Below are 12,774 nucleotides of genomic sequence, written 5' to 3' on the forward strand. Positions count from 1 at the left end.
TTTCTCTGGCTTGAGCCGGGATTTTACTGCTGACTGTGGTGGTGTTTCTGGCTACTTGAGCGTGGTAGGGATGGTTTGGCCGATCAGCTCGAACGCGTGGCGTTGGATCGGGGTGGGGGTGGCGACCAGTTCGAAGCCGATCTCGTCGTCGTGGCCGGCGATGTGGATCCGGTTGCGGGTTAGGGTCGCGAGGTGGTCCAGCAACGCGGTGAAGCTGTAGGCGGGCTCGCCGGTGTCGGTGGTGGCGGTGGATGCTTTCCGGCGGGCGGCGGTGGAGCGTTTCGCGGGTGCGACGGGGTCGGCCGGGTCGGGTCGGTTCTCGTCGGTGAAGGTCAGCGGTGCCCACGCGTTCCTCAGGTGCCAGATCAGGTAGGCGGACAGCATGCACAGAAACACGTGCGCGCGAACTCGGGTTTCTGTCCAGTGGTAGATGGGCCGCAGGTCCAGGTCGATGGACTTGATTGAGCGGAAGTCGCGTTCCACGTGCGCCAACGACTTGTATGTGCCGACGACGGTGGCGGTGTCCATCTGCTCGGCCGGAACACTGGTGCGGATCACATAGATGCCGTCCAACGCCGCCTCGGCATCGATGTTGTGTTGGTTGCGGGTGAAGGTGAGCAGCCCGTCGTCGATGATGAGCTGGAAGTGTTTGGCCATGTTGTGTTTGCCGAGGATTTTGCCGACACGGACTCCGATCGGCCCGGCCTTGGTGAGTCGGCCCGCGGTCACGGCGGTCGCGATGACGGTCAGGTCAGCCTCGGTCGCGGCCAGCAGCTGCTCACGTTTGTAGGCGCGTTTGTCGGCCAGGGCAGGGTTGCGGCAGGCGATCAGGCGTTCGCCGGGATAGTCGGGATGTTGGATTTCGGCCAGGTTGGTGTCATCGAACAGGGATTGTTGCACGCACCCGTCCGCGATCAGGCCCGCGATCGACACGGAGCGCAGTGCGGTGACCCAGCCGAGACCGCCCAACTCTTTCAGCTGCCGGATGCGGGCGGAGGTGATCATGCCGCGGTCGCCGACCATGACCATGTCGTTGACACCGAACGTCGTCTTCATTTCGATGGCGATCTGCTGGAACGCCGTCGGGTCGGCGGTGTTACCGGGCACGACCCGGATCGCGACGGGCCGGCCGGCGGGGTCGGTCAGCAGCCCGTATTCGATCTGCGGCAGAGCCTTCTTCCCGTCCCGGGAGTACCCGCGGGCCGCCAACTCGCAGTGTGTGCCGGTGACCCAGGAGGAGGACAGGTCGAACAACGCCAACCGGTCCGGGTTGGCATCTTCGCCCAGGTGTTTGCGGGCGAGTTTCTTCTCGATTGCTTCTTGTCGGGTCGCGAGCCAGTCCATCGCCGCATACACCTCATCGGTTGAGACGTCGGTGATGCCGAGGTCCTCGGCGAGGGTGGTGTCGGCCCACCACCGGGTCGTGGCCAGTTTCGAGGCCGGTTTGCAGACCCGGGCGATGATCAGACCGAGCACCACGTCCCGAGCCTTGCCCGCCGGGCCCAGCAGAGCCGGCAGCCCCAGTGCCTGGGCTTGCGCCCAGACGGCGGCGACGTGCCCGTGCGGCAGGGACCGGGTCACCTCCAGGTTGTCGTCGGCGACGATCAGACTCTTGCCGGCCAGGGATGCCTTCAGGACCTCGATCGCACTGTCCGGCAGCGCGGTCAGGTTCGCCAACGTCGCGTGTTTGACCTTGGCGCCTTCCCGGTAGGAGCGGCGCAGCAGCACCGATTCGTAGACGCGTTCCTCACCAGCCTTGTTGACCGCCTTGGTTCTCACTTTGGCCACATGCATCGCCGTTGCGTTCTTCGCCACGCCATAATTCTAAACGCTAATCACGATAGATCATGGCTCAACACACCTATTTTACTGGCTACAATTGTTGATACAAAAGAACCCCCACTCCCCGCAACGACGGGGAAGTAGGGGCTCAACTCATACGTAACTTCGGCCTAGACGGCCCAGCATCGACGGCCCAGCATCGACGACCCAGCATCGACTGGCTGGCACGGGCTGGCAACCGCGCCGTTCTCACTCCCGCATGAGCATCGCCTGCGCCTCACGCTCGAGGTTAATGTACGGCTCGCCGCCGACGTCGACGCTGACACTGCGAATCGTGCCCCCTGTGAACGGCCACGGATCGGAGCCCGGATAGTCACTGGTCACCGGCGCTCCACTGTCTCGGCCGACCGTCAAGCCTTCCCCGGCGAGCGAGAACTTGCCCGGTTGCGTCGAGATGCGCAGCTGCCCGACAGGCTTGTCACCGTAGAAGAGCGTCAGCATACCCGTTGCGACATACTTCGGGTTCTCGCCGTCCTTGTCGAACGAGGCCGCGAGAATCAGGCCCGACCCGGTCGGGACGTCCTCCGTGGCGCGCAACAGCTGTTCGTTCGTCCCGACGACATTGTTCACATAGTGCAGGCGGTTGTTCTTGATGTAGAGCGCGTGACCACCGAACCGCGACCCTTGAGCGAAGAGCACACCCTCGGCGCCGGTTGTGGGCAGGTCGACGAGCGCCCCGATGACGAACGATCGATTCCGGATATTCACTGACTGCGATTCGGGAACCTCTGACATGCCCGGGTAGTACGTGTAGCGATCCCGCGCCGCAGACAGCAGCGGTCGTGGGGTCAAGACGATCTCCAGTGCAGAGCGGTCGTCGAGCGGGAATGCGATGTTCCGACCGGCTTCGGAGAACCACAGGTTGACGAGCTCTCGCAGCTTCTCCGGATGCTCGCCGGCAAGATTGTGCAGTTCGGCGCGATCGACGTCGGTGTGATAGAGCTCCCACTCGTCGTCATTGAAGTGGCCCCAACCGCTCAAGGTGGGATGTGTGGTCACGGCCTTCCAGCCCTCGTGCCACACCGCGCGCGAACCGAGCATCGCGTAGAACTGCGTGTGGAGTGTGGTCGCTGCGGTTGCATCATCAACGGTGTAACGCATGCTCACACCGTCGAACGGGCTCTGGTCATGACCGTGGATCTTGTCGGGCGGTTGCACGCCGAGCACATCGAGGATCGTCGGCACGATGTCGACAGCATGGTGGTACTGCGTTCGCAGCTGACCGTTCGTACTGGAGCCGGGAAGCGCGATGATGCACGGATCGCTTGTTCCACCGTTGAACTCGTACCGCTTCCACATCTTGAAGGGCGTGTTGAATGCCATGGCCCATCCGTTGGGGTAGTGATTGTAGGTCGTCGGGCTGCCGAGCTGGTCGAGGTAGCGGAGGTTGTCCTCAATGTTGTCGGGCATGCCGTTGACGAATTTCATCTCGTTGACGGACCCGTTGGGCCCGCCTTCCCCGCTCGCACCGTTGTCCGAAACGACGACGACCATCGTGTTGTCGAGTTCTTCGATGTCCTCGAGGTAGTCGAGGAGGCGACCGATCTGATCGTCCGCGTGCGAAAGGAATCCGGCGTACACCTCCGCCATCCGACTGAACAGCCGCTTCTCCTCGTCCGAAAGGGAGTCCCACAGGCGCGTCTCGTCCATCTCCGGGAACGGCAGCCCGTCTGGACCTGTCCGGGTCGCCGGGGTGCCAATCGGGTTGATCGGCGGCACCTGCGTGTCGGCCGGAACGATCCCGAGCTCCTTCTGGCGCGCGAGCGTGATGTCGCGCATGGCCTCGTAGCCCATATCGAACTTGCCCTTGTAACGGTCGGCCCATTCTTTGGGCGCGTGATGAGGAGCATGGGCGGCACCGGGTGCGTAGTACAGGAAGAACGGCTTATCCGGAGCGATTGCTTTCGCATCTCGGATGAACCCGAGCGCTTTGTCCGTGATGTCGACGGTGAAGTGGTAGCCGTCTTCTGGGCTGGCTGGCTGCTCGGCGGGGTGATTGTCGTAGAACAGATCGGGGTACCACTGGTTCGTCTCGGCCCCGAGAAAGCCGTAGGAGCGCTCGAATCCGCGACCGCTCGGCCAGTTGCGCCGGGTCGATGCCACGTTCATCTCGTCGTCGGGGCAGAGATGCCATTTGCCCACCATGTAGGTGTTCCAGCCGCGTTCGCCGAGAATCTCGGAGATCATTCCGTTGGCCGCCGGGATGGTGCCGCTCGCGTTCGGAAACCCGATCGCTGCCTCCGTGATGCAAGCCATGCTGTTGCGCGTGTGGTTGCGTCCGGTCAGCAGGCACGATCGCGTGGGCGAGCAGAGGGCGGTGGTGTGCCACTGCGTGTACCGCACTCCCCGATCGGCTATGCGGTCGATGTTCGGAGTGTCAATCGGGCCGCCGTAGCACGACATCGCCGAGAAGCCGACGTCGTCAAGCACGATATAGAGAACATTCGGCGCACCGGCCGGAGCCTTCGGAGCCTCAAACGGAGTCCAATCCGGTTCCGAATCGCGAATGTCCAGATTGATGATGCCGGAAAACTGCTTTGTCATGACTGCCCCTCATCCGCCGCAGCTGCGCTCGTGCTGGAACCCCGGCACCTGCCGAAAGCCAGCAGTGCAGTTGCACATTTCCGCGTGGCATGCGCCGAACCGATTGGACGGCGCGCCGAACCGCACGTGGCAGACGGTAGTTCCTTCCCTGGCGTATCGGCGTCATCCGGTTGGGATGATTACCGCGCGAATAGTACGCATTTTCCGCTCCCGGTGCATCTGGTGCGCATTGCGATGACGCGCCCTGTCGTCATCGCTTCACTGCCCGACTCGTTGGGATCGCGCGAATGACCGGCACCCAAACGCGCATCGCTCCCGGCGTGCTGTTGCCCCAGGTGGAGTACGGGCGCAAGTACAGCTCAACAGGCCGCGAGGAAACCTGCTTGAAACTGTGCCATGACGGATAGAGCGCTGTACCTTTCGGTTCAACGACGGCTCCCGCGCAGTGAACAACTGGGCCAAGCGGCGTACGCATTCCTGTTTCCACTGGCGGATGCTCCGGGTCGACCCTCACCCGCTCCACGTCGCTCTCGTTGTCCGACTGCTCGACGCAGTACACGACCGGGCCACGGCGCAGCGCCACCGCGCCGCGCACGGCGTCGACCCGAGGGTCGGCGCTGACGAATTCAGGCGTCATGTCGAACTCCACCCGGATCTCAGAGCCCGCTGCGAGCGCGCCGGGCAAACGCAGCCAACCGTCTTCGTCATCCGCGTCGACGGGTTCGTCGTTGACGTACAGCCGACGGCTCGCGTTCCAGCCGGGAACGCGCAACGCGAGAGTGCCGCCGTCGATGCCCTCGACGACTGTGATCCGCACAGCACCGTCGAGCGGATAGTCCGTGTCCACCTCCAGGACAACGCGACCGCTGCGCAGGCTCGTTTCAACGCGCGAGCGCGTGTACTGCACGAGCTGCAGCTCATCGCCGCTAGCTGTCGCAAGATAGCTTTCGATGCTCGCGAACGTGCGCATCAGATTGGGCGGACAACAGGCGCAGAAGTACCAGTCCAGACGGTGGGCAGCCGCCTCCTCCTGCGAGGACGCATGGTCGGCGCGCAACTGCAGTGGATTGCTGTAGAAGAACTGCGTGCCATCCTCGGAGATGCCGTCGGCCACGACGTTATACAGTGCGGTCTCGAAGAAGTCCGCATACGCGGCCTCCCCGGTGGCCACATACATGCGCCACGCCCAGTGCATCGAGGCGATCCCTGCGCACGTCTCCGCATACGCTCGGTCGCTTGGGAGTTCGTAAGCATCGCCGAAGGCCTCGTCCCTGTGCCGGGAGCCGGTACCGCCCGTGATGTAACTTCGCCGAGTGACCATGTCTTCCCATTGCGTCTTCAACGCTGCCAACAGAGTCGCGTCACCGGTCTCGAGGTAGACATCCGTCGCGCCGCTGTTCAAATAGAGTGCGCGCACGGCGTGCCCGCGCATCACGGTTGTGTCGCGCAGCCCAGCGTCGTCCTGGAAATACGATGAGCCGAATGCGCCTCGCCCCAACCAGCCAGTGCCGCGGCGATCGACGAACGCCTTCGCGGCGTCAAGATACTCACGTCGACCGGTCAGACGGAACAGTTCGACGAGCGCATACTCGATCTCAGGGTGACCCGGATAGGCGGGCGATTCTGGTCCGCCGAATAAGCGCACGATCAGGTCCGCCGATCGGGCCGCGATCGCCAACAACCTGTCGTCCCCGAGGGCTCTTACGGAGGCCACAGCTGCTTGGATAAGGTGCCCTGCACAATACAACTCATGCCCATTGGTGAAGTCCGTCCACCACTCCTGTAACCGATCCTCGCGCTGGAAGGCGGAGTTCAAATAACCGTCTTCGTCTTGCACCTGCGCCAGAAGCACAATCGTGTCCTCGTAGAACGCACGCAGCTCGGCATCTTCGGCACGCCCCAACTCCCACGCAACGCCCTCGAGCACCTTGTAGACGTCGCTGTCAACAAAGACCGGGCCGCGGAACGACGTCTCCGCCGCTCCGATCAGCCGCCTCAGGTTGTCGAGCGCTCCCTCTGCCTCCAAAGCCCGGATGCCGTGCGGAATGGTCGCCAACCGGTTACGCCGCTGCCACCGGCCGAGCACACCATCGCCGAGTCGTACGTGGCCGCCTCCGACCGGTCTCACCACGCCCAGCCTGGAATCTGACATAGGGCCTGCAACGGTCGTCACGCAATTCTCCTTTCATTGCCCCAGACCCAATGGGCCGGTGGCCTATTCGCGATGCAGTTAGACGCTTTCGACCCGAACCGAACGGCCGGCGACATCCGCCGTGTAGCCGCCGTTCGGGTTGCGTTCGAGCCTGACCTCGGTGCGCGACCCATCCGTTGAGGTCACCCAGATCGTGTTCGGCGCTGCCCCGGGGTACAGGCGCACGGTAAGGCCGTCGAGATAGTCGTAATCCGGTCGGTCGTCGCGCGAACCGATCGGCAGCACAGCGCCGTCGCGCACATACAAGGGGAGCGAATCGAGGTCGTGTTGCTCGGTGCGCCACAAACCACCTACCACCCGTTCGCCGGTCAGCAGACTCGTCCAGCCACCGGCAGGCAGGTAGAACTTCACAACGCCGGTGGATTCGAACACCGGCGCGACGAGGATGTCACGGCCCAGCATGTACTGCTGGTCCAGGTAGTCGACGGCGGGGTCGTCCGGGAACTCCAACGCCATCGGCCGCATCACGGGAGTGCCCCGCTCGGATGCTTCGGCGCCGGCCGCGAACAGGTACGGCATCAGGCGATTCTTCAACTTCGCGAAGCGCTTCGTCACCGCTACCGCACTGGTCGAACTCTCGTCGAGCTCACCGGTGACCGGGTCACGGTCGAACGACCACGGAACGCGGTACGAGCTGCTGCCGTGAAGTCGCGAGTGGCTTGAAAGCAGGCCGAAGGCGACCCAGCGCTTGAAGACGTCCGGACTCGGTGTTCCCTCGAAGCCGCCGATGTCGTGGCTCCAGAATGCGAAGCCGCTCATCGCGAGCGAGAGGCCGCCACGCAGCGTCTCTGCCATCGACTGGAACGTCGAAGTGCTGTCTCCGCCCCAGTGCACGGGCATGCTCTGCCCACCGGTCGTCGCCGAGCGCGCGAACAGGACCGCATCGTCTTCGCCCCGCGCGTCGACCAGTACGTCGTGCACCGCCTTGTTGTAGAGCTGCGCGTACAGGTTGTGCATGCGCTCTGGCGATGACCCGTCTGCGAAGCGCACGTCGAGCGGAACACGCTCCCCGAAATCGGTCTTGAAAGCATCAACGCCACCGTCTACCAAAACCCGAAGCTTGCCTTGGAACCATGCCGTCGCATCCGGATTGGTGAAGTCGACAAGACCCATGCCCGGCTGCCACAGGTCCCACTGCCAGACATCACCGTTTGGGCGCTTCAGGAGATACCCGCGTTCCGCGCCCTCAGCGAACAGCGGCGAACGCTGCGCGATGTACGGGTTGATCCACACGCAGACTCGAACGCCTTTCTCGTGCAGCCGGGCAAGCATCCGGGCAGGGTCAGGGAAGACTCGTGGGTCCCATTCGAAGTCGCACCAGTTGAATTCGCGCATCCAAAAACAGTCGAAGTGGAACACCGAGAGAGGCAGGTCGCGCTCCGCCATGGCGTCGATGAATGACGACACCGTCTGCTCGTCGTAAGAGGTGGTGAAGCTGGTGGAGAGCCACAGGCCATACGACCACGCGGGCACCGTGGCCGGCCGTCCGGTCAGCCTTGTGTAGCGCTCAAGCACCTCTTTCGGCGTTGGCCCGTCGATCACATAGAAGCTGAGCCGTTCTCCGGGCACCGAGAACTGCACGCGCTCGACGGCCTCGGATGCGACCTCGAACGAAACGTGTCCTGAATGGTCGACGAGCACTCCGTAGCCGCGGTTCGTCAGGTAGAACGGAACGTTCTTGTAGGCCTGCTCGCTGGAGGTTCCGCCATCGGCGTTCCAACTGTCGATTGATTGGCCGTTCTTCACGAACGGGCCGAAGCGCTCGCCCAGCCCGTACACGGTTTCGCCGACCGCCAACTCGAGCTGGGCGAGCATGTAGGCGGGCGATGTCACTGGGATGCCTTCGTCGGCGACCCAGGCGTTGCTGGCGACAAGCGCATCGTCTGCCAGTGCGACGTGCGCAAGCGACTTGTGGCCGCTGGCCGTCAACGCGCGCCCGCGTGACGAGAACTCCAGTCGCCACGGCGCGCCACGCGTCACAGTCGCAATCAGTTCGCCACTGGTCACCGTTCCGCGCTCCGGGCCGACCTCGACGGTGGCGACGTGCGGTTCCTGCCCAACCAGCTCGAACCCCGTCTGGCGACGAGACCCGGCAAAGTGTTCGACGTGAACGCCGATTACGCCGTCCATCGGCGAGTCGATTGTGACGGTCAGGCTCGCATGGTTGAGCACGTCGCCTCGGGAGCGCACGACAACGGTGGGCGCCGTTAGGGTCAGCGACTCGCCGTCGGAATCGAGATCGTATGCCTCGCTAGCGTAGCTGGCACGCACTCCTGGCCTCAGCTGCCAGAACCCATCAGTGAACTTCATCACTGCCTTTCGGGGCTGAGGTCGCGCTCGGCGTTATGGTTGCTGAGCCGGGCGGATGCTGCGCCCCACGATTCGAGTGCGGCCCGAACGTCGGCGCGGCGCTCATTGTCGATGGCGGTGCGGTAGGCGTCGTCCATGACCGATGCGATCTCGACCGAGCCTGCCCGCTCGGCGGAGAGCACGGCGGCTTCAACCATGGCCAGGCTGTGCACGTTCGAATGGACGTCGCCAGACGGTGTCAGGCCGGTTCTCAGCGCGTCGACGAACTCGTCGAGCGCACCCGCGATCTCCGCACGCGCCGGGTCCGCGCGGTCTGCAGTGATCGTGTGCACGGCGTCTCCCTCGTACTCGACCGCCGGCTCCCCCTCGCCATCCCACGTCGCGGTGCCGCGCGAACCGCTCACCCGCCAGTTTCCATTCCACGACGTCTCCAGCCCGGGGCTGCACCAGCTGCCCGCATAGCTGTAGCGGGTGCCACCCTCGAATTCGAACAGGGCGGTGGCCGCGGCGTCGCCCCGGTACCAGCTCCAATTCGGATTGAACGTGCGACAGTCCACGCGCACGGGGTCTGCGTCGAGCAGGTAGCGCGACACATCGAAGGCGTGGATCGCCATGTCGATCAGCAACGGATGCGCCATCTCGTCTCGGAATCCACCGAAATGCGGCGCCTTGAAGAATTCCGTTGTCACCATGCCGATGTCGCCGAGGGTCGCGACGACTCCTTTGAGCTCGGCGAGAGCAGGGTAGTAGCGACGCGATTGACTGGTCATCAGGAGCTGGCCGGAGAGCTCCGCCGCCGCGATCAGCGACAGTGTCTCAGCGACCGTCGGAGCGATCGGCTTTTCACACAGCACGGGCAGGCCGGCGAACAGGGCTTCTGTGTTGACTGCGTGGTGGGCTCGTGGAACAGTGACGTCGACGACCGCCTCAGCACCGCACTCGCGCGCGACCGCGGTGAGCGAGTCGCCGACGACCACCGAGATTCCCTGCCCTGCAGCGACGCGGCGTGCCAGGTCGAGGTCGAGATCGACGAGTCCGACCAGCTCGACGTTGTTGGATTGCTCGAGCATGCGCATCCAGTGTTGTCCCATGTTGCCGGCACCGACGAGCACGAGACGCACCGGGCCGCCGCCCGGGAGTGTGGCGAACGAGGTCACTCGTGGTCACCCGTATTCTGCATGGCACCCTGATAGCCCTTGCCGTTGAAGAAGTCGCCTGAGTCATAGCGCAGGAGGGTCGGCAGCTTTCGCTCAGGTCGCTCGGATGCCGCCCATGCGACGCCGTTGGCGATGACCCTGCGCACATCCTTGTGGTGATAGACGGGGAAGTCCTGATCGCCGGGGCTGAAATAGAAGATCTTGCCGTTGCCACGCCGGTAGGTGATGCCGCTGCGAAACACCTCCCCGCCGGTGAACGAGCTGATGAACACGATCTCGTCGGGGCGCGGGATGTCGAACTGCTCGCCGTACATCTCCTGCTGCGGGATCTCGATCGGGTGCGGCACTCCCTGAGCAATCGGATGCGTCGGGTCGACCGTCCAGACCAACTCGCGATCATTCTCACTGCGCCAGCGCAATGTGCATGTCGTGCCCATCAGCTTTGTGAAAATCTTCGACCAGTGCCCGGAATGCAGCACGACCAGTCCCATACCCTCCAGCACATGCCGGTGCACGCGCTCGACGACCTCGTCCGAGACGTCGGCATGCGCGGCGTGCCCCCACCAGGTGAGAACATCCGTCTGCGCGAGGCGCTCTTCGCTCAGTCCATGTTCGGGATCATCGAGCAGTGCCGTCGTGACGGACACGCGGTCGCCGAGGTTCTCTTCGATCCCGGCTTTGATCGCATTGTGCATCCCGTCGGGATAGATCTCGGCAACGTGCGGCTCGACCTGTTCGTGGCGGTTCTCGCCCCAGACGACGACGCGCAACGGCTGCTCGGCAGTGAAATTCATCGGGTTCTCCTTCTTGTTGAATACGTTTTTGTTTAATAGCCGAGCGGCGTTGGCCCTCTGGACTGGCTCGGCGGAATCACTTGATCGCGCCGCCGAGCGCTCCGGCCGCGATGTACTTCTGGGCGATAATCAGCAGGATTCCGGCTGGAATGGACGCGATCACGGCCGTTGCCATGACCGGCCCCCACTGCTGCACGTTTGCGCCCAGATAGTTGTAAATACCAAGAGTGATCGGGCGCACCGCAGGCGTGCTGGTCAGAGTCAGCGCGAAGAGGAAGTCTCCCCAGGCGCCGAGGAACGTGAACAGTGCTGCCGTCACGATCGCGTTCTTACTGATTGGCACAACGATCGAGACGAATGCCCTGAAGTTGTTCGCTCCGTCGACCAGCGCTGCTTCGACGAGGCTCTGCGGGAGCGAGGCCATGAAGGCGCGCATCAAGATGATCGCGAAGGGAATCTGCGCGGCGCTGTCCGCCAGGATCAAACCGAGGTATGAGTTCAACAGCCCCCAGTCGTTGAACAGCGTGTACAGCGCGTTCGCGATCACGATCGTCGGGATCATCTGGGTGATCAGAAGCAGGAATACGAACGCGGTCATCCCCTTCATCTTGAAGCGGGCAAGACCGTACGCAGCCGGGGTGGCGACGATCAGTGTCAGTGCCACGGCGCTCACCGACACGATCAGGCTCGTCACGAGGTTGGGCCACTGCTGCTGGATCGCCGCTTCGTAGCCTGTCAACGTCGGTTGAAAGGGGAACCAGGCAGTATTCGCAGCACCCGAGTTCGCCTGCAGACTGCTGTTGATCATCCAATAAACAGGGAAGATCATTATGGCGAGGAAGATGACCCCGAGCACGGTCATCGGCCACGTTCTCACCCGCCTCCGACGGATGGTCGGCACACCTGTCGCCAGCACGATTGCCTCCGTCGTGGTCATTCGTCGACCCCCTTGCGGTTCAGGTAGAGATAAATCATCGCGAAGACCAAAGAGACCGCGATCAAGATGTTGCTGATCGATGCGCCCTCGCCGAACATGAATTGCACGAATGATTTGTGATAAGCCCACGTGGCGAGGGTCTCCGTCGAGTTCGCCGGTCCGCCGCCAGTCAATCCGAGGATGATGTCGACGACTTTCAGCGTGTAGACCACCCCGAGAACGATCACGACGCTGACGACGGGGCGGATGCTCGGCCAGGTGATGTGCCGGAATGCGCGCCAGCCGACCGCGCCGTCGAGAGACGCGGCCTCATACAGTTCCTCGGGAACCGACTGCAATCCGCTGTAGAGAATGGTGGTGTTGAACGGGATGCCCAACCAGATGTTCACTCCGATCACGGCGATCAGCGCCAGGCTCGGACTGACCAGCCAGGGAAGCGGACTCACGCCGAAGATCCCGAGGAACTGGTTCAGCGCTCCGCTGCCCTGGTCCAGAATCCACTTCCACACCGCGGCCGAGGCGATGAGCGGCAGCAGCCACGGCAGCAGCAGCAGCGAACGCAGAAATCCGCTCAGCGGGAAGTGGCGTTTGAAAAACAGCGCGAGCCCGAGCCCGATGCCGAACTGCAGCACGATCGACCCAATCGTGAAGAGCGCAGTGTTGATGATGGTGGTCATGAAGATCGGGTCGGTGAAAACACTGACATAGTTGGCGAATCCGACCCAGGGCGCTTCGCCCGTGTAGAACGTGGCGGTCGTGTAGTTCTGCAGCGACATCACCACGTTCTCGATGATCGGATAGCCGAAGAACACCAGCACGAACAGGATCGCCGGCGCTACGAAGAGCCATTTCGTCACCGACCGGGCGAAGCGCGGCTTGCGCCTTGGCGTTCTCCCGTCAGGTGTTCGAGATCCGGTCCCGAGATCGAGGCCGGCACTCACTGAGGTCATGTCACGCTCCTTTGCGGATCGGACCCCG

Annotated in this window: 8 protein-coding genes; all 8 read right to left on the reverse strand. The window is 63.4% G+C overall.

What is annotated here, in order from left to right; all coding sequences use genetic code 11:
- Positions 1-51: 51 nt before the first annotated feature.
- Complete coding sequence (locus tag QU604_RS17660) at positions 52-1,815, reverse strand: IS1634 family transposase (RefSeq protein WP_308464953.1); 1,764 nt, start codon at positions 1,813-1,815, stop codon at positions 52-54.
- Between the two features lie 216 nt (positions 1,816-2,031).
- On the reverse strand, positions 2,032-4,386 hold the full coding sequence (locus QU604_RS17665) for an arylsulfatase (protein ID WP_308465921.1): 2,355 nt from the start codon (positions 4,384-4,386) through the stop codon (positions 2,032-2,034).
- Between the two features lie 250 nt (positions 4,387-4,636).
- Positions 4,637-6,559, reverse strand: a complete 1,923-nt coding sequence (locus QU604_RS17670; RefSeq protein ID WP_308465922.1) for a glycoside hydrolase family 127 protein — start codon at positions 6,557-6,559, stop codon at positions 4,637-4,639.
- 57 nt (positions 6,560-6,616) lie between these two features.
- Positions 6,617-8,908: an alpha-xylosidase gene (gene yicI / locus QU604_RS17675; protein ID WP_308465923.1), complete on the reverse strand. Its 2,292-nt coding sequence runs from the start codon at positions 8,906-8,908 to the stop codon at positions 6,617-6,619.
- Positions 8,908-10,065, reverse strand: a complete 1,158-nt coding sequence (locus QU604_RS17680) for a Gfo/Idh/MocA family protein (protein WP_308465924.1) — start codon at positions 10,063-10,065, stop codon at positions 8,908-8,910. The genes yicI and QU604_RS17680 overlap by 1 nt, the downstream gene beginning before the upstream one ends.
- Complete coding sequence (locus QU604_RS17685) at positions 10,062-10,859, reverse strand: ThuA domain-containing protein (RefSeq protein WP_308465925.1); 798 nt, start codon at positions 10,857-10,859, stop codon at positions 10,062-10,064. The genes QU604_RS17680 and QU604_RS17685 overlap by 4 nt, the downstream gene beginning before the upstream one ends.
- 76 nt (positions 10,860-10,935) lie before the next feature.
- Entirely contained in the window at positions 10,936-11,796 is an 861-nt protein-coding gene (locus QU604_RS17690) for a carbohydrate ABC transporter permease (protein ID WP_409349978.1), read from the reverse strand.
- Complete coding sequence (locus QU604_RS17695; RefSeq protein WP_308465926.1) at positions 11,793-12,746, reverse strand: carbohydrate ABC transporter permease; 954 nt, start codon at positions 12,744-12,746, stop codon at positions 11,793-11,795. Before QU604_RS17695 ends, QU604_RS17690 begins: the two co-directional genes overlap by 4 nt.
- Positions 12,747-12,774 lie beyond the last annotated feature (28 nt).

It is taken from the genome of Rathayibacter sp. SW19, from assembly GCF_030866825.1.
Taxonomy (GTDB): domain Bacteria; phylum Actinomycetota; class Actinomycetes; order Actinomycetales; family Microbacteriaceae; genus Rathayibacter_A; species Rathayibacter_A soli.